This is a genomic window from Candidatus Thiodiazotropha sp. AKAK2, assembly GCF_058244685.1.
On sequence record NZ_JBSYOP010000029.1, the window covers coordinates 78,785 to 96,497 of the forward strand.

The window sequence follows — 17,713 nt, forward strand, 5'->3', positions numbered from 1 at the left end:
GGTAATCATCCCGGGTTGTACATGATGAAGGTGTGAAAATGGCTGAATTAGAGGCATTGATATTTGATGTGGACGGCACCCTTGCCGACACCGAGAGAGATGGTCATAGGGTCGCGTTCAATCTGGCATTCAAAGAGGCCGGACTGGATTGGGAGTGGTCTGTGGAGCTGTATGGAAAACTGCTTGCGGTAACCGGCGGCAAGGAGCGTATCCGCCACTATCTGGCAAACTACAATACCGCTTTTCAAGGTCCGGCGGAGCTGGATCAGTTCATAGCCGGGCTGCACGCCGCAAAAACCGAGCACTACACCAGGATGCTTGCGGAGGGCATGATTCCTGTGCGAAACGGTGTCAAAAGGTTACTGCAGGAGGCGAGAGAGCAGGGTATGCGCCTGGCAATCGCCACCACCACCACACCGGCAAATGTCAGTGCGCTGCTGCAGCACAGTCTGGATCCGCACGCGGAATCCTGGTTTGAAGTGATTGCGGCAGGCGATATCGTACCAGCGAAAAAACCGGCGCCGGATATCTATATCTGGGCCATGCAGCAGATGAAGTTGAAGCCACAGGTCTGTATGGCATTCGAGGATTCCCATAATGGGGTTCAGTCGGCGAGTCGCGCCTCGATTGATACCATTCTGGTGACGACCAATGGCTATACCGTGGAGGATGATTTTACCGGCGCCAGCCTGATCATCGACCAGCTGGGTGAACCTGATCAGCCTTTCCAGCGCCTGAACGGCAGTGTCGGTGATTTCAGTTACACCAATATCGAGATGCTGCGAGCACTCCATGGACTTGGTGTGAAATGACCGAGATCGCCAGGCGCATGGCGCAAATCGCGCCATTTCACGTGATGGATCTGCTGGCAAAAGCGCGTCAGCTGGAGGCTCAGGGCCGTTCGATCATCCATATGGAGATCGGTGAACCCGACTATCCAACCCCGGAACCGGTGGTTGCGGCAGCGCAGAGGGCCCTCAGCGGCGGCAATGTTCACTATACCCCGGCTACCGGCTTGCCGCAGTTGCGTCAGAAGATTGCCGCCTACTATAAAAGCAAATATCGGGTCGATGTGGACCCGCATCAGGTGATCGTGACACCCGGCTCATCCGGTGCGTTGCAGTTGTTGATGAATGTGCTGATCAATCCGGGGGAATCGGTTCTTATGGCCGATCCCGGATACCCCTGCAATCGCCATTTTGTTTCGATGGTCGATGGGATACCCGTGGGGGTGCCGGTCGGGGAGGAGAGCGCCTACCAATTGACCGCCGACTTGGTGGAGCAGGCCTGGCGGGATGACACCAAAGCGGTTCTGATCGCCTCTCCCTCCAATCCCACCGGTACATTGCTGGCTGAAGCCGAGCTGCGACAGCTGTATGACAAGGTGACCGAATTGGGTGGTGTACTGATCGTTGACGAGATCTATCTGGGCCTGACCTACGGTGTTGAAGCAAATACCGCCCTGGATATCAGTTCCGAGATCTGCGTGATCAGCAGTTTTTCAAAATATTTCTCCATGACCGGCTGGCGATTGGGTTGGATGGTTGCCCCCGAGGAGATGATCGATCCACTCGATCGTTTGGCGCAAAACATGTTTCTCTCTGCACCAACCCTGTCGCAGATGGCCGCCTTGAGTGCCTTTTCTCCAGAGGTGATTTCGATTCTGGAGCAGCGACGCCTGGCCTTCCAGCAGCGGCGGGATTTTCTGCTGCCGGCACTGCGGGAGCTGGGTTTCTCTCTGCCGGTGACCCCCCAAGGTGCATTCTATCTCTATGCCGGCTGTGGAGAGCACGCCAGTGACAGTCAAAAGCTGGCCCAACAGCTGCTCAATGAGGCAGGCGTTGCCGTCACCCCGGGTCTCGATTTCGGTTTCAACCGGCCTGAATCCTATTTGAGATTTGCCTATACCACTGCAATGGATCAGCTGCAGGAAGGGGTGCAACGGATCGCCCGTTTTCTTGCCTAGTGGCCCACTAGGGCCTGTTCACAGGCGCAGGCTACAACTTCGGCATCTTTTGTAATTGCTGATGCCAGAATACCGTGGCGCCGGCCACCCCGGCCGGCATGGCCAGAAAGTTCAGCAGGGGTACCATCATCATCGCGGTCAGGCCGCCGCCAAACGCCAGCGAGGTCATCCGTGCCCGCTTTAAGCGTTGATGTTGTTCCTTGAAAGGCAGCTTGTGATTGGCCATCGGGTAGTCGCCATATTCCAGGGCAAGAAACCAGGCGCTGAAGAGTATCCAGAGAAAGGGGGCTGCCAGGTTGATCACAGGAATCAGAAACAGTAACAACAGGGGTATGGCGCGAAGCAGAAAATAGAAGAGTTTGCGTAATTCAGAGAGTAGTGAGGGTAATACCTCTTTCATGATCTGTTTTGCACCAGCGGGTTGATCGCCAAGTTTACCGCCGAGATAGAGTTCCACCTTCTCAGCCAACAGGCCGTTGAACGGTGATGCAATCAGATTGGCAATGACAGTGAATGTATAGAAAACAACCAGAATGATGGCGATCGCGAAAAGTGGCCACAACAGCCAGCGAAGCCAGGCCAGCCAGCTCTCATCATCGGGCAGAAAACGATCCATCAATTGCTCGAATTGATCGACACCTACCCAGACCAGCAGACTGAATACCAGAATATTGATGAGTAACGGGATCAAAACAAAGGGCCTGATTCCCGGTTTGAAAAGTAACTTTAAACCTTCTAACAGATAGCCGACACCGGAGATTGGATTGCTCTTCATCTATGAATACCTGGATTGCTTGATCTGGATGAAATGTGGATAAGGGAGAGCCAATAACTGATTCTGATTTGCTCGGAGAGTACACTGATTCTAACGATCAGAAAAATCTTTGGCAGCGATTCGAGGAGTGCCATACACTTTTTTACAATTCGGAGAGTGTGCCTCAGATTGGATAATAAAACAGTCTGAAATGCAGTAGAGGCTTCTTTAAGACAATCGATCGAAGCATTCTCAAAAGATTGATTCAATTCACAATAGACTCAAACTCACCGCACAGGGTGATGAGTTGAATGGCTTTTATGTCCAGCAGGACACGAACACACCAGGTGGAGAGTTCAGCTATGTTGATATCGTAGGTAGTTGCTACCACAGTGCCGTCCCCGTCAGTCCCGATAACGATTTCATCATCGATGAAAGCTACTGCCCACTCTACCGATGCTTGAGTGATTCAAGAAAAACGGATTATCTGATCAGGTTTTTTATTCTGTAATGGTTTTCTCGATACGTTCAGAGATCGGGCCATTCCGGCCATCGGTATCGTAGGCCGCAATTCCGAAAAAGTAACGGCCGGGCCTCATGCTGGAGAGATAGTAAGCGGTTGTGAGGCCATCCTTGATATCGGCAATCAACTCCAGATTGTTTGACGATGGGCCACTATAGATTTTATATCCAGCAAGCTCGCTGAGGTCCAGGAAGCTGCCGTCCGTTCTGGTGGATGGGGCAACCCAGATCAACTGCTGTACCTGATTATCCGATGGATCAACAGAGGTATTGTCATCCTCCCCACCACCATCTCCACAGGCAGTAAGCCCAGAGGCGAATACCGCTAGTGTGTAGAGTGCTGATTTTTTCATGGTTTCCTACCGCTGTTCTGTGTTGCCAGAATCCGTTGTTGAGATGTTACATCACAAAGTGGCTTTAGCACGGTTATGTGCTCATTTTAGCGGAAGCAGGTTTTACGGTGCGCCCACTGAAATGATACAAAGCAACGTTCAACATCGACCGCATGGCCCGCTCGGTCAATTGGATTCAGCAAGGCCCTCGTCCATGATAGTTCCAGAGCCTATGGAACCGGTGTGATCTGCTTCAGTTTTCCGCCTGTTCAGTGGCTTCCGGCATACGGTTCATGACGGCGCTTTTCAGGCAATCGAGCGTGGAATCGGACCATAGAGGCTTGTTCTGTCGATCTGTAATGAAAAAGATATCCTCTACTCGGGCACCCAGGGTGGTGATCTTCGCGTGCTGCAAGCGGATATTGCATTCTGCAAAGGCTTGCCCTACATCAGAGAGTAAGCCGGGTCGGTCCAGGGTGACCAGCCGCATGATGGTGCGTTCCAGGGTGGGTTCCTGGGTGAAATAGATTGCTGTCGAGTTATCGAAGTGTTTGTTCTGTCTGGGAATTCTCCGGCTTACGCTGAGTGGCTGGTCACCATCCTGGCATATCCCCTCTCGCAGCGTGTTGACGATCTCCTCGCTACGTAGACCAAATTCAACCGGTGAGCCATCCTGTTCGAGAACCAGATAGGAGTTGAGTGAGAAGCCGTTTGAGGTACTCATTACCCGGGCATTGACGATCGAGAGGGTTAGCTGGTCGAGGAGGGTGGTCGTCACGGCGAACAGGTTGTCCCTGTCGATACCGTAATAGAGCACCTCGGTTCCTCCCCGCTTCTGGGTCTGACGCATCTGAATCAGCGGAAAGGCGTCCGCAGGGGCCTGCAGGATGGATTTGCTGTGCCGCTGGATGGCATTCGGTGAATGGGTGAGGAAATACTCATGGGTAAAGGTGGACCAGAGCTGACGCACCGCCGTTTCATCAACCTGCTGGTTTTTCAACTGATGCAGTGCGGCCTGCTGTTTTTCCTGAATCAGTTCCTCCTGGGCGAGGGGGTTCTCCAGACCGCGAATCAGTGCCCGTCGGGTGGCATTGAACAGATCCCTGAGCAGCGAATCTTTCCAGGAGTTCCAGGCATCCGGATTGGTGGCGCGGCTGTCAGCGAAGGTGAGCAGGTAGAGATAGGTCAGTCGGTTCAGGTCGCCGACCAGTGCGGCAAACTCCTGAACCACCTTCGGGTCGGTGATATCTTTGCGTTGTGCCGTCATCGACATCACCAGATGGTTGCGCACCAGCCAACTGACCAATTGGCTGTCATATTCACTCAGGTGGTGGAGGCGACAGAAATCGTAGGCGTCTACGGCTCCCAGCTCTGAGTGGTTGCCACCACGGCCTTTGGCAATGTCGTGGAACAGGGCGGCCAGATAGATCAGTTCTTCCTTGGGCAGGGTTTTGGCCAGCTGGGTACAGAAGGGATATTCATCTGCAAATTGGTCGACACTCAATCGGCGGATATTGCGAACCACCATCAGGGTGTGTTCGTCGACGGTATAGACGTGGAACAGATCGTATTGCATGCGCCCGACGATATTTTCGAACATCGGGATATAGGCCGCCAGAACCCCGTAGATATTCATTCGTCGTAATACTCTGGTGAGCCCTACTGGCTGACGCAGAATCTCCATGAATAGGCTCTGCGCCCGGATATCCTGGCGAAACGCCTCATCGATCAGATAGGTATGGTTTCTGATCAGGCGTATGGTGCTGGCTCTGACCCCGATCAGGTCCGGGTGTTCCTGCATCACCAGAAACATTTCCAGCAGTGCGTTAGGGTTGCGCCTGAAGACGCTTTCGTCGGTGACTTCCAGGAATTGACTGCGCTGCTGGAAGCGCTGATTGAGCTCGACCGGTTCACCGAGCTCGTCTTTCAACAGAATGCTCTCCTGAAAGTGCTGCAGCAGCATTTCGTTGAGACGACTGAGCTCCATTACCGTGCGGTAGTAGTCTCGCATGAAGCACTCGACAGCCAGGTTGGCGTGATCGGCGTCATAACCAAGATAACTGGCGAGGGTACGCTGATGATCGAACAGCAGCCGGTCGTCACAACGTCCGGTCAGCAGGTGCAGAGCAAAGCGAACCCGCCAGAGGTGGTTCTGTCCCTCGATCAGGGTCTGGTACTCGGCTTCGGTAAGAAACTCATGTTTGACCAGGTCGTATAGGTCATGGATCTGGAAATGGCGTTTCGCGACCCAGCCGATCATCTGTATATCCCGCAAACCACCGGGGCTCTCTTTAAGATTGGGTTCGAGATTACTCAGGCTGCAGCCCTGCTTGGTGTGGCGTGTACGCTGCTCATTCCATTTCGCCTCAAAAAACTCATCGCTGTTCCACATCCTGTCGGGAGCGATTGCCAGCCGCATATTCTCGTAAAGTGCTACGGAGCCGGTCAGCAGACGTGCTTCGATCAGGTTGGTGATGACGGTGATGTCCTGCTTGGACTCACGTTCCGCATCATCGATGGTTCTAACGCTCTGTCCGATTTCCAGGCCGATATCCCAGAGCAGTGTCAGAAACTGCTGCAGCTGGTCCTCATAGGATTCAAACTGACTCTCATGCTCCAGCAGAATCATGATGTCGATGTCCGAGGCAGGGTGGAGTTCCCCCCGGCCATAGCCCCCGACTGCAACCAGGGAGGCCGCCGCCTGGTCGGAAAAAAAACGCTTCCAGGCCTGTTTCAGAATCTCATCGATCAGATCGGCCCGCTCGGCAACCAGCTCACTGGTGGGTGTCTGTCCAGTGGTAAAGCGTTCATTGACATCCTCAACGTAGCGTTTCAGATAGTCTTTACAGGGTTGGATTGGGGAGACGTCGTGGGTGAACGCCTCTCTCAGGGCGGCATAATCAATCATATTACTCAGTATAAAGGCAGTGAGGCTCAGGCTGTAAGAGAATTAACCGCCAATCAACGCTGATTATCGTGAATCTGCGCAAATCGAGGCCACGATGGGATAATTATTCGCGGCATTTTGCGGTGATTGGCGTTAATTCGCGGTTAACTCACTGCGGTGGATTTCAGGACCTTGATTAAGACAGGCTCTGCAGGGTATTTACTCCCGGTCAGCAGCGGCTTTCCCGCTCTTCCTCGCGCAGAGTCAGCACTTCAAAACCGCTCTCGGTAACCAGGATGGTGTGTTCGAATTGCGCTGAAAGGCTGCGATCCCGGGTGATCACGGTCCAGCCGTCCTGCTTTAATTTGACCTGTTGTTTGCCGGCATTGACCATCGGCTCAATGGTGAAGCACATGCCGGGCTGCAGAACCATGCCGGTGCCGGATTGGCCGTAGTGCAACACCTGGGGATCCTCATGGAAATCCTTGCCGATACCATGGCCGCAATACTCTCTGACCACACTATAGTGGTGATTCTCGACAAAGGTCTGGATCGCATGACCGATATCGCCGAGCCGGCAGCCAGGCTCTACCTTATTGATCCCCAGCCACAAGGCATCCTGGGTGACATCGATCAGTCGCTTGGCAAGAATTGAGGGTTGGCCGACGGTGAACATCTTGCTGGTGTCGCCATGGTAACCATCCTTGATCACGGTGATATCGATGTTCACGATATCGCCCTTTTTCAGACGTTTTTCGTTGGGAATTCCGTGACAGACAACCTGATTGACCGAGGTGCAGATCGACTTTGGAAAGCCTCGGTAGTTCAGCGGTGCCGGAATGGCCTGCTGCTGGTCGACGATGTAGTCGTGGCAGATGCGGTCCAGCTCCAGGGTTGTCACGCCAGGCTGTACATGAGGAGCAATCATCTCCAGTACGTCAGCCGCAAGTTTGCCGGCCTGTCTCATCTTTTCTATTTCTTGCGCTGTTTTTATTGTGACGCCCATGTGAAATCGCTTGAAAGTCCGGGAAGTTAAACCTGAATCCGAGGGTTCATGACGGCACATAGCGCAAGCTATTGCTTCCCCAGCGGTTCAAAAAATGCCCGCTTAACCTATGGGTGGAGCTAAGATTGTTTGATTCCACTGGGGAATCAATAGCTTACACTCTGAACTCGCCATCAACCCTCGGATTCAGGTTAAAAGGGAATGGCGGGTGCGGCAAGATTGTCGCAACAAGCCGGTTATGGTATAAAACGCCCCGCTGAATCGCAAACGCTTCAGCATCCCAAGTCCGCGGAGGCCCTAGGGTTATTCTCGCGGGTAGAAAACACACACATATCGTCACATGGTCCTGGGTGCCTTGGAAGATACTGAGTATTACTAAGTTTTGCTTATTAATCAGTATCATAAGGTTGGATTATGGGATATGTGGAGGTTTAACCCGATACATATCAGGAGTCACTCATGAGTGAAGTATCAATGCGCCAGATGCTTGAGGCAGGCGTACATTTTGGTCATCAGACCCGTTACTGGAACCCGAAAATGGGTTCTTACATCTTTGGACATCGCAATAAGATCCACATCGTCAATCTGGAAAAGACGATGCCCCTTTTCAAGGATGCGATGAATTTCATCGGTTCCCTCTCCGCCAACGGCGGCAAAGTTCTGTTTGTCGGCACCAAGCGTGCGGCACAGTCCGTGGTACGCGAAGAGGCGGAGCGTTGTGGTATGCCTTTCGTCAACCATCGTTGGTTGGGTGGCATGCTAACCAATTTCAAGACCATCAAACAGTCCATCAAGCGACTCAAAGAGCTTGAGGCGATGTTCGAAGACGGTAGTGTTGAGCAGCGTTTCAACAAGAAAGAGGCGCTCGGATTGAGCCGCGAGCTGGAGAAGCTGGAGCGCAGCCTCGGCGGTATCAAGAACATGAACGGTCTGCCCGATGCTCTCTATATCATCGATGTTGGCCACGAGAAGAATGCTGTGGCTGAAGCCCGCAAACTGGGTATTCCAGTGATCGGCGTGGTGGATACCAACAACGATCCGGATGATATCGATTACGTGATTCCGGGTAACGATGATGCGATTCGCGCAGTCCAGCTCTATGTGCAGGGTGCTTCGGCCGCAATTCTGGAAGGTCGCGCCAGCGCCGCAAACAATGTAGCAGCGAATAGTAACGAGGAGTTTGTCGAGGTAGCGCCTGATCAGGCCTGATCCATCGGCAAAGTGGCCGGACTCCCCGGAGTCCGGTCAGCATTTCTTGTAAGACAGTTTTAGTACTTAAATATTATAGGTAGGCGTATTATGGCAATTACAGCCTCTCTGGTGAAAGAGCTGCGTGATCGTACCGGCGCAGGGATGATGGAGTGTAAAAAGGCATTGGTTGAGTCCAATGGCGACGTGGATGCAGCCATCGAGCAGATGCGCAAATCCGGTCAGGCGAAGGCGGCCAAAAAAGCGGGCCGTATCGCAGCTGAGGGTATCATCGTGTTGAGCTTCAACGATGACAGTACCCAGGGTGCAATGGTTGAGGTCAACTGTGAAACGGATTTTGTCGGCAAGGACGACAATTTCACCTCCTTCGCAAAGGCCGTTGCAGAGCGTGTTCTGGCCGGTGGTGCAGACGATGTCGCCGCACTGATGGAGCAACCGCTGCATGAAGGCGAAGAGACCACAGTCAATCAGGCCCGTGAGGCATTGGTCTCAAAACTCGGCGAAAACATGAATGTACGCCGTTTCGTCCGTTTCAATGCCTCATCCGGTAAGCTGGTCAGCTATCGTCACGGCGTTCGTATCGGTGTGGTGCTTGAGCTCGACGGCGGCGATGATGAGCTGGGACGCGATCTGGCGATGCATATTGCGGCAACCAATCCGATCTGTCTCTCTGCGGAGCAGATGCCACAGGATATGATGGACAAAGAGCGTGAGATCGTCACCGCTCAGGCCAAAGAGAGCGGCAAGCCGGATGAGATCATTACCAAAATGGTCGAAGGCCGGATGCGCAAGTATCTCGCAGAGAACACCTTGATGGGTCAGGCCTTCGTCAAGGATCCGGATACCAGTGTGGAAAAGCTGCTGAAAAGCAAAAATGCACAGATTGTGGATTACAAACGCTTTGAAGTCGGTGAAGGTATCGAAAAGAAGCAGGAAAACTTTGCTGAAGAGGTCATGGCTCAAGCCAAGATGTCTTGAGTTTTCTGCGCCAAGCCCATGGGCCTAGTGGGAAGGCATCCATCGCAAACCGATGCCTTTCCACAGCCAGCCACTGCGATGGCTGGTCACCATTAATAACAGACCCCAGGAAAGGGATGATATGAGTGCGCTAATTTGCCAACGCATCTTGCTGAAACTGAGTGGTGAGGCCCTGATGGGAGAGGGGGACTTCGGTATTGATCCTGGCGTGCTTCAGCGGGTTGCTGAGGAGATCAGGGATCTGATCGATGCCGGCATTCAGATGGGGGTTGTGATCGGTGGCGGTAACATCTTTCGTGGTGCAGGTCTGGCTCAGGGTGGCTTTGACCGGGTACGGGGCGATCAGATGGGTATGTTGGCCACCGTAATGAATTCACTGGCGATGCAGGATATGCTCTCCCGCCTGGGCGTGGAAGCCGATGTCTACTCGGCGCTTGCCATGCCCGATGTTTGCGAATCCTTTACCGCGAGAGATGCCAGGCGTAGCTTGGAACAGGGTCGGGTTGCCATTCTCGCGGCAGGTACCGGCAATCCCTACTTTACCACTGACTCCGCTGCCAGCCTGAGAGCGGTGGAGATTAAAGCGGATCTGCTGATCAAGGCGACCAAGGTGAATGGTGTCTATTCAGCCGACCCGATGAAAGATCCCCAGGCAACCTTCTATCCCCGTTTGACCTACGATCGCGCTTTGGCGGAAAACCTTCAGGTCATGGATGCCACGGCAATCGTTCTGTGCCGGGATAATGGCATGCCCCTGCGGATCATGAATATCAACGACCCGGGTGCTCTCATGCGTTTGATGCGTGGAGAGGCAATTGGCTCCCTGGTGGAAAAAGGCGACTGACTATGATTGATGATATTAAGAGTGATGCGTCAACCCGTATGGGTAAGAGTGTAGAGTCCCTGGTGCATGAACTGGCCAAGGTGCGTACCGGCCGCGCCCATCCCAGTCTGTTGGATCATATCCGGGTCGATTACTATGGATCGGATGTACCGATCAGCCAGGTGGCGAACATCAATGTCGAGGATGCTCGCACGCTGACTGTGGTGCCCTGGGAAAAGAACATGGTTTCGGTTGTGGAGAAGGCGATCATGACGTCCGATCTGGGGCTCAACCCGATGAGTGCCGGTTCGGTTTTACGGGTGCCAATGCCTCCATTAACCGAAGAGCGGCGCAAGGATCTGATTCGAGTCGTCCGCCAGGAGGCTGAGCAGGCTAAAGTTGCGGTGCGCAATATCCGGCGCGATGCCAACCATGATCTCAAGGATCTGGTTAAAGAGAAGATGATTTCAGAGGATGATGAACACCGTGGGCAGGAACTGATCCAGAATCTGACAGACAAACACATTAAGCAGGTTGATGCGTTGCTGGAGGAGAAAGAGAAGGACTTGATGGAGATTTGATCCTCCTGAAGATCCCAATGAAACCTCTATGACAAGCGGCATGACAAAGGACCCCGAAACTGTCGTCGCAGAACTGCCTCGGCATTTAGCGATTATCATGGATGGCAATGGCCGCTGGGCGCAAAAGCGTGGCCTACCGCGTTACGCTGGTCATCCGGCAGGTGTCGATGCCGTGCGTCGGGTGGTTGAAGCCTGTGTGGTGCGCCAGATACCGGTTCTGACCCTGTTTGCCTTCAGTAGCGAGAACTGGCGGCGGCCCGCCAAAGAGGTCAATCTGATCATGGATCTTTTCATCCGCTCCTTGAGGAAAGAGATCAAACGTCTCGACCGTAATCAGGTCAAACTCAAAGTGATTGGCGATCGCAGCGCATTCTCCAAAAAGCTGCAGCAGCAGATCGCCGAAGCAGAGCAGCAGACCGCATCCAACCAAGGCCTGCTGTTGCAGGTGGCTGCCAACTACGGTGGTCGCTGGGATGTTACCCAGGCTGCCAGATGCCTGGCGCAATCGGTCGCATCAGGAGAGCTCTCCGCCGAACAGATCGATGAGCAGGCGCTGGCACAGCACCTCTCATTTGCCGGGGTTCCGGAACCCGATCTGTTCATTCGCACCGGCGGTGAAAAACGGATCAGCAATTTCCTGTTGTGGCAGTGTGCCTATACCGAACTCTACTTCACTGATCTGCTCTGGCCGGACTTCGATGACCAGGCCCTGGATGCGGCAATTCAGGATTATTCAGGCCGACAACGTCGTTTCGGTCGTACCGGAGAGCAGGTTCAGGGACAGACTGCTGAAGCCTCTTGAGCCGTCCGCTATGCTGAAGCAGCGTGTGATCACAGCCCTGATTCTGGCCCCTCTGGTCATCTCTTCAGTTCTGCTGCTGCCAACCACTTATGTGGCCCTGCTTCTCGCCGTCGTGGTATTGGTGGGTAGTCGGGAATGGGCCAGACTGAGTGGTTTTACCAATCTGCCCCAACAACTGCTCTATACGCTGCTGATGCTGCTACTGTTAGGTTGCAGCTACTTTTTGATGCCCCCATCATGGATTCCTGTCATCACCGGTTTTGCGGTTGTTTGGTGGTGTTTTGTGCTGGTGCGGATCATGCGTTATCGGGCGGATCAGACCCCCTCCGATCATTCGCTGTTGAAAGGCCTGGAGGGAATCGTTGTGCTGCTTCCTCCCTGGCTTGCGCTGATCACCCTGCATCAGATACCCGGCTTCGGCCCCGGTTTGATGTTGTTTGTTCTGATGCTGATCTGGAGTGCGGATGTGGGAGCCTACTTTGCTGGGCATCGCTGGGGGAGCCATAAGCTGGCGCCCCAGGTGAGCCCGGGCAAGACCAGGGAGGGCGTCTATGGGGCCATGGGCAGCGCCCTGTTGTGTGGAGTCGTTCTAATCTGGTGGCTGGAGAGTTCTGTTCTGAAATCGATACTGATCTTGCTTCTCTGTCTGGTTACCATGCTCTCCTCGGTGGTCGGAGACCTGTTCGAGAGTCTGTTGAAGCGACAACGGGGAATGAAGGATAGTGGTACCCTGCTACCCGGACATGGTGGTATGTTGGATCGTATCGATAGTCTGACGGCCGCGGCTCCAGTATTTCTCTTCGGCCTGACCCTGTTGGGGGAAGCGTGATGATAGGTTTGACGATTCTGGGATCGACTGGCTCGATCGGCATCAGCACCCTGGATGTGGTGGCCAGACATCCGGATGAGTACCAGGTTGTCGCCTTGACCGCCAATCGGGATGTGGAGGGGCTGCTGAGCCAGTGTGAAAGGTTTCAGCCGAAGATTGCGGTGATGGGCGATCCTCACTGTGCCGACCAGTTGGCGAAAGGGCTGAATCAGCGCGGACTGCCGATAGAAGTGCTCTCCGGGTTGCGCGGCCTGGAGATTGCGGCAGCCATGCCGCAGGCCCACTATGTGATGGCGGCAATCGTCGGTGCGGCCGGATTGTTGCCGGCGCTTGCGGCTGTGCGGGCCGGCAAACGTCTGCTGCTGGCGAATAAAGAGGCGTTGGTGGTGGCCGGTGACCTGTTCATGCAGGAAGTGAAGGCTCACAATGCACTGGTGCTGCCCATCGACAGTGAACACAATGCTGTGTTCCAGTGCATGCCGGAGGACTACCAGGGTAATCTGGCGCAGTCCGGAGTGAAGCGTATTCTGCTGACCGCATCCGGTGGGCCGTTTCGTGAAACCCCGGTGGAAGCACTGCATGATGTCACTCCAGATCAGGCCTGTGCTCATCCAAACTGGGAGATGGGCAGGAAGATCTCAGTCGACTCGGCAACCATGATGAACAAAGGGCTGGAGGTGATCGAGGCGCACTGGCTGTTTCAGGCCGGGGCGGATAAGATCGAGGTGGTGTTGCATCCCCAGAGTGTCATCCACTCCATGGTTGAGTATGAGGATGGCTCGGTGCTCGCCCAGCTGGGACAGCCGGATATGCGGACACCGATTGCCCATGCACTGGCTTGGCCGAAGCGGATTCAGTCCGGGGTTGAAAGCCTGGATCTTTTTCAGATCGGCCGTCTCGATTTTGAGCCACCGGATCCTCAGCGATTTCCCTGCCTGGGCCTGGCCTATCAGGCAATCCAGAGTGGCGGTACCGCCAGTGCGGTGCTGAATGCGGCCAATGAGGTGGCGGTGGATGCGTTTCTCAATCAACGTCTCGGTTTTACCGGAATCGCCGAAGTGGTCGAGGAGACCATGCAACAGCAGCCGGTGGAGCAGGTCACGGATCTGCAGAGCCTGCTGGAAGCGGACCAGAAGGCGCGAAATATGGCGGAACAAGTCGTGCAGAAAAGGGTCTCAAGCTGCGGTATCAGCTGATTAGACATAATGAATTCACTACTCTTCACCATCATCTCGTTTCTAGTTGCACTGGCAATCCTGATCGCTGTGCATGAGTTCGGCCACTTCTGGGTGGCGCGTAAACTGGGCGTCAAGGTGTTGCGTTTCTCCATCGGCTTCGGCAAGCCGCTGTGGAAAAAGACCAGTCAGGTGGATGGTACAGAGTACGTCGTTGCGGCCATTCCACTCGGTGGCTATGTGAAAATGCTCGATGAACGGGAGGCGCCAGTCCCCGAGGCGATGCAGAATCAGGCGTTCAACCGCCAGTCGCTGCCGGTGCGCAGCGCGATTGTGGTTGCCGGTCCCCTATTCAACTTCCTGTTTGCAATCTTTGCCTTCTGGCTGATTTTCGTGACCGGTGATACCGGCCTCAAACCGCTGGTCGGTAAGGTGGAGGAGGGGTCCCTGGCGCAGCAGAGCGGATTTGTGGTTGGTGACCGGATTACTTCGATTGCCGGTAAAGCCACCCCCACCTGGGAGAATGTGGTCTATGCGATGCTCTCTCAGGCATTGGATAAGGATATCCTGCAGATCGGAGTGTCCAATCCTCAGCAGGGTGAGCGTCAACTGCTGCTGCCAAGCCAGGATCTTGCGACAATGGCGGAAGAGGGGCAATTGCTGACTAATCTGGGATTGACCCCTGACCGACCAGAGATTCCACCGGTGATAAGTGAGATTGTGGCTGGTGAAGCGGCTGACAAGGCTGGCATGAAGGTGGGAGACCGGATCATTCGGGTTGATGATCAACCGGTTACCGATTGGGTCGAATGGGTCAGCTATGTTCGGGAGCGGCCAGGTCAGATGATGTTGATCGAGGTCAGTCGGGAGAGAGAGTCGCTGATCATCGAGGTGACGCCGAAAACGGTTAATCCCGATCAGGGCGAGCCTTACGGACGGATCGGTGCCGGGGTTGAACAGATACCGAGTGAACTGTGGGACGACTATCGGGCGATTGTGCGCTACGGACCGTTGGAATCGGTTGGGCAGGCGGTCAGCAAGAGCTGGGATCTGTCGGTGCTGATGCTGAGAATGCTCGGCAAAATGATCATCGGCGAGGTCTCGGTCAAAAACCTCAGCGGCCCTATATCGATTGCTGATTCTGCTGGTAAATCAGCGAGTTTTGGCCTGGTCTATTTTATTAAGTTTCTCGCTGTCGTGAGTATCAGTCTGGGGGTGTTGAACCTTTTGCCCATCCCTGTGTTGGACGGCGGTCATCTCTTTTATTTCCTGATCGAGGCGATTCAGGGTAAGCCCCTGTCCGATCGGTTTATGGAGCAGGGACAGAAAATCGGCCTGTTGATTCTGCTCGGTGTCATGAGTCTTGCTTTTTATGTCGACCTGAACCGTTTTCTGGGGTAGCCATTCGTATCCGTTCAAGGGGATAGCTCTGTATCCTGAAGCTGTAAGATAACTTATACTTACGCCCTTTGTGACATTGCTGACTTGTCGGAGATTTCTGCCAACAGGCAGCCGAATAATGAATAAACTCTGTTGTTTCAAACCATAATGCCATTTTTCTTGCGGATTTTTATCACTCTACTGCTGTCTGCCGGTGCCCTGTTTCCGCAATTGGCCGCCGCTTTTGTCGTCCAGGACATCCGTGTCGAGGGGCTTCAGCGCATCTCAGCGGGAACGGTCTTTAACTATCTGCCGGTGAAAACCGGTGATGAAGTGAATAAGGGGAACACCGCGAAGATCATTCGTGCCCTCCACAAAACCGGCTTTTTCCAGGAAATTCGACTGGAGCGTGAAGGGGATGTGCTGATCGTCTTCGTGCATGAGCGGCCGGCGATTGCTGAGATCGACATTACCGGTAACAAGGATCTCGATACGGAACGGTTGATGGCCGGGCTGAAGGATGTTGGGCTGGCCGAGGGTCGGGTCTTCAAGCGTGCTCTGCTGGAACAGGTCGAACAGGAGCTGAACCGGCAATATTTCTCCCGTGGTAAATACGGCGTCAAGATCAAATCCGAGGTGACCCCGCTTGAGCGTAACCGGGTGGGGATCGATATCGAGATCTCAGAAGGACTGACGGCGCGGATTAAAAACATCAACATTATCGGCAATTCAGCCTATGAAGATGATGATCTGCTGGATGAATTCGAGCTGGGAGTGCCTGCCTGGTACGCGATCTTCTCCAGCCGGGACAAATACTCCAAACAGGCCCTTGCCGGTGACCTTGAGACCCTGCGCTCGTTCTACCTGGACCGGGGCTATATCGATTTTAAAATCGAATCGACTCAGGTATCGATTACCCCGGACAAGAAGGATATCTACATTACCATCGCTCTCGATGAGGGGGATGTATTCACCCTCAGCGATATCAAACTGGCCGGTGATCTTGAGCTGCCGGAAGAGGAGCTGTTTCCGCTGATTCACTTGCGCCGGGGTGGGGTGTTCTCGCGTAAGCGGGTCACCGCCAGTGCAGAGCGGTTGAACAAAAAGTACTCCGATGCGGGTTATGCCTTCGCCAACGTCAACAGTATTCCGGATATCGACAGAGAGAACCGCAAGGTGGCGATTACCTATTTCGTGGATCCGGGTAAACGGGTCTACGTCCGCTATATCAATATCTCCGGAAACTCCACAACCCGCGATGAGGTCTTGCGCCGGGAGATGCGGCAGATGGAATCCGCCTGGTTCTCCGGGGAGAAGACCCGGCTCTCCCGAGAGCGTCTGCAACGGCTTGGCTTCTTCAATGACGTCAATATGGAGACCCCGGCGGTACCCGGCACCACGGATCTGGTGGATGTCAATCTGAGCGTCACAGAAGCCGCTTCGGGCAGTTTGAGCGCCGGTGTCGGCTACTCGGAGACCCAGGGCGTGTTGTTCAATGCCAGTATCAGCCAGAACAACTTTCTGGGCACCGGTAACCGGGTCAGCGCCGGTTTTGACACCAGTGATGCGACCAAGAAGGTGACGATTGTCTATACCGATCCCTACTACACCATCGATGGGGTCAGTCAGGGTTATGAATTGAGCTATCGGGAGACCGACTTTTCAGAGCTGAATATCTCCAGCTACTCCACCGATGTAGGGCGTCTGGGGGTCAATTTCGGTGTGCCGGTATCCGAGTACGACCGCCTGAGATTCAGTCTGGCCTATGAAAATACGAAATTTTTCATCGCCGACTCGGCCTCGGATGAAATTCAGGACTTCGAAGAGAAATATGGAACGAAATTCTCCGATTTTGAGTTGGTGGGTAGCTGGATCCGGGACACCCGGGATCGGGCAATCTTTCCGAACAAAGGTGGTCGTCAGGTCTTTACCACGGAATTGAACACACCGGGCAGTGATCTTCAGTATTACCGCGTCAGCTATCGGAATGCCCAGTATTTCCCCTTAACCAACAACCTGACCTTAAAACTGAATGGTGAGTTGGGTTATGGTGACGGTTACGGAAATAACGAAGAGTTGCCTTTCTATCGAAATTTCTACGCCGGTGGCATAGGTTCGGTCAGGGGTTTCGAAGAGAATACCCTGGGTCCGAAAGATTCAGAAGACGATGCGATAGGCGCAAATGCTAGAATCGTGGGACAGATCGAGTTACTGTTCCCGATCTTTGGTGACGACTTCAAAGATACAGTACGAGCCGGATTGTTTGCCGATGTGGGCAATGTCTTCGATCTGGCGAATGACGAGGAGATCAAGTGGGATGGATTTAGGGCTTCTACGGGTCTGATGTTATCCTGGTTTTCTCCGGTAGGTGCACTCTCGTTCAGTTTGGGATATCCGCTGAAGGAGGAAGAGGGTGACAAGACTAAATCGCTTCAATTCCGAATTGGTAGCGGATTCTAAAATTAATTA

General features: G+C 53.9%; 15 protein-coding genes. 11 read left to right on the forward strand and 4 right to left on the reverse strand.

What is annotated here, in order from left to right:
- Positions 1–38 precede the first annotated feature (38 nt).
- On the forward strand, positions 39–812 hold the full coding sequence (locus tag AC4IE8_RS12835; RefSeq protein WP_490791184.1) for an HAD family hydrolase: 774 nt from the start codon (positions 39–41) through the stop codon (positions 810–812).
- Positions 809–1,966 carry a pyridoxal phosphate-dependent aminotransferase gene (locus AC4IE8_RS12840; protein WP_490791185.1) on the forward strand — a complete coding sequence of 386 codons (1,158 nt, stop codon included), beginning with the start codon at positions 809–811 and terminating at the stop codon, positions 1,964–1,966. Before AC4IE8_RS12835 ends, AC4IE8_RS12840 begins: the two co-directional genes overlap by 4 nt.
- A 31-nt stretch (positions 1,967–1,997) precedes the next feature.
- Here the strand turns inward: AC4IE8_RS12840 and cysZ are convergent, their stop codons facing one another.
- The 4 genes from cysZ to map form a co-directional block, all read right to left on the reverse strand.
- A complete protein-coding gene (cysZ, locus tag AC4IE8_RS12845; RefSeq protein ID WP_490791186.1) occupies positions 1,998–2,741 on the reverse strand; it encodes a sulfate transporter CysZ in 744 nt (247 codons plus the stop codon).
- A gap of 479 nt (positions 2,742–3,220) precedes the next feature.
- On the reverse strand, positions 3,221–3,595 hold the full coding sequence (locus tag AC4IE8_RS12850; RefSeq protein WP_490791187.1) for a hypothetical protein: 375 nt from the start codon (positions 3,593–3,595) through the stop codon (positions 3,221–3,223).
- Between the two features lie 232 nt (positions 3,596–3,827).
- Complete coding sequence (gene glnD / locus AC4IE8_RS12855) at positions 3,828–6,482, reverse strand: [protein-PII] uridylyltransferase (RefSeq protein ID WP_490791188.1); 2,655 nt, start codon at positions 6,480–6,482, stop codon at positions 3,828–3,830.
- Between the two features lie 208 nt (positions 6,483–6,690).
- Positions 6,691–7,467, reverse strand: coding sequence for a type I methionyl aminopeptidase (gene map / locus AC4IE8_RS12860; RefSeq protein WP_068991248.1), 777 nt, complete (start codon positions 7,465–7,467; stop codon positions 6,691–6,693).
- 474 nt (positions 7,468–7,941) lie between these two features.
- Here map and rpsB point away from each other — a divergent pair, with 474 nt between their 5' ends.
- The 9 genes from rpsB (at position 7,942) to bamA (ending at position 17,704) form a co-directional block, all read left to right on the forward strand.
- On the forward strand, positions 7,942–8,676 hold the full coding sequence (rpsB, locus tag AC4IE8_RS12865; RefSeq protein WP_490791221.1) for a 30S ribosomal protein S2: 735 nt from the start codon (positions 7,942–7,944) through the stop codon (positions 8,674–8,676).
- A 90-nt stretch (positions 8,677–8,766) separates the two neighbouring features.
- Positions 8,767–9,654, forward strand: coding sequence for a translation elongation factor Ts (gene tsf, locus AC4IE8_RS12870; RefSeq protein WP_068991255.1), 888 nt, complete (start codon positions 8,767–8,769; stop codon positions 9,652–9,654).
- A 121-nt stretch (positions 9,655–9,775) separates the two neighbouring features.
- Positions 9,776–10,498 (forward strand): UMP kinase, encoded by a 723-nt coding sequence (pyrH, locus tag AC4IE8_RS12875; RefSeq protein WP_068991806.1) that lies wholly within the window; start codon positions 9,776–9,778, stop codon positions 10,496–10,498.
- 2 nt (positions 10,499–10,500) lie between these two features.
- A complete protein-coding gene (gene frr, locus AC4IE8_RS12880; RefSeq protein WP_068991258.1) occupies positions 10,501–11,058 on the forward strand; it encodes a ribosome recycling factor in 558 nt (185 codons plus the stop codon).
- Between the two features lie 40 nt (positions 11,059–11,098).
- Positions 11,099–11,860 carry an undecaprenyl pyrophosphate synthase gene (uppS, locus tag AC4IE8_RS12885; protein WP_068991809.1) on the forward strand — a complete coding sequence of 254 codons (762 nt, stop codon included), beginning with the start codon at positions 11,099–11,101 and terminating at the stop codon, positions 11,858–11,860.
- Between the two features lie 10 nt (positions 11,861–11,870).
- A complete protein-coding gene (locus AC4IE8_RS12890) occupies positions 11,871–12,689 on the forward strand; it encodes a phosphatidate cytidylyltransferase (protein ID WP_068991262.1) in 819 nt (272 codons plus the stop codon).
- Positions 12,689–13,885: a 1-deoxy-D-xylulose-5-phosphate reductoisomerase gene (gene ispC, locus AC4IE8_RS12895; RefSeq protein ID WP_068991265.1), complete on the forward strand. Its 1,197-nt coding sequence runs from the start codon at positions 12,689–12,691 to the stop codon at positions 13,883–13,885. The genes AC4IE8_RS12890 and ispC overlap by 1 nt, the downstream gene beginning before the upstream one ends.
- 9 nt (positions 13,886–13,894) lie before the next feature.
- Entirely contained in the window at positions 13,895–15,265 is a 1,371-nt protein-coding gene (gene rseP / locus AC4IE8_RS12900; RefSeq protein ID WP_490791189.1) for a sigma E protease regulator RseP, read from the forward strand.
- Positions 15,266–15,412: 147 nt separating this feature from the next.
- The gene (gene bamA / locus AC4IE8_RS12905) at positions 15,413–17,704 is read left to right on the forward strand and encodes an outer membrane protein assembly factor BamA (protein ID WP_068991271.1); all 2,292 of its coding nucleotides are present in this window, start codon (positions 15,413–15,415) and stop codon (positions 17,702–17,704) included.
- The last annotated feature ends 9 nt before the right edge of the window (positions 17,705–17,713 follow it).

Excerpts from the sequence above, each read along its gene's own strand:
- bamA (WP_068991271.1), top strand. The coding sequence starts at position 15,413 with ATGCCATTTTTCTTGCGGATTTTTATCACTCTACTGCTGTCTGCCGGT.
- AC4IE8_RS12850 (WP_490791187.1), bottom strand. The coding sequence starts at position 3,595 with ATGAAAAAATCAGCACTCTACACACTAGCGGTATTCGCCTCTGGGCTT.
- tsf (WP_068991255.1), top strand. The coding sequence starts at position 8,767 with ATGGCAATTACAGCCTCTCTGGTGAAAGAGCTGCGTGATCGTACCGGC.
- cysZ (WP_490791186.1), bottom strand. The coding sequence starts at position 2,741 with ATGAAGAGCAATCCAATCTCCGGTGTCGGCTATCTGTTAGAAGGTTTA.
- map (WP_068991248.1), bottom strand. The coding sequence starts at position 7,467 with ATGGGCGTCACAATAAAAACAGCGCAAGAAATAGAAAAGATGAGACAG.
- ispC (WP_068991265.1), top strand. The coding sequence starts at position 12,689 with ATGATAGGTTTGACGATTCTGGGATCGACTGGCTCGATCGGCATCAGC.
- rpsB (WP_490791221.1), top strand. The coding sequence starts at position 7,942 with ATGCGCCAGATGCTTGAGGCAGGCGTACATTTTGGTCATCAGACCCGT.
- uppS (WP_068991809.1), top strand. The coding sequence starts at position 11,099 with ATGACAAAGGACCCCGAAACTGTCGTCGCAGAACTGCCTCGGCATTTA.
- AC4IE8_RS12890 (WP_068991262.1), top strand. The coding sequence starts at position 11,871 with ATGCTGAAGCAGCGTGTGATCACAGCCCTGATTCTGGCCCCTCTGGTC.
- AC4IE8_RS12840 (WP_490791185.1), top strand. The coding sequence starts at position 809 with ATGACCGAGATCGCCAGGCGCATGGCGCAAATCGCGCCATTTCACGTG.
- pyrH (WP_068991806.1), top strand. The coding sequence starts at position 9,776 with ATGAGTGCGCTAATTTGCCAACGCATCTTGCTGAAACTGAGTGGTGAG.
- frr (WP_068991258.1), top strand. The coding sequence starts at position 10,501 with ATGATTGATGATATTAAGAGTGATGCGTCAACCCGTATGGGTAAGAGT.
- glnD (WP_490791188.1), bottom strand. The coding sequence starts at position 6,482 with ATGATTGATTATGCCGCCCTGAGAGAGGCGTTCACCCACGACGTCTCC.
- AC4IE8_RS12835 (WP_490791184.1), top strand. The coding sequence starts at position 39 with ATGGCTGAATTAGAGGCATTGATATTTGATGTGGACGGCACCCTTGCC.
- rseP (WP_490791189.1), top strand. The coding sequence starts at position 13,895 with ATGAATTCACTACTCTTCACCATCATCTCGTTTCTAGTTGCACTGGCA.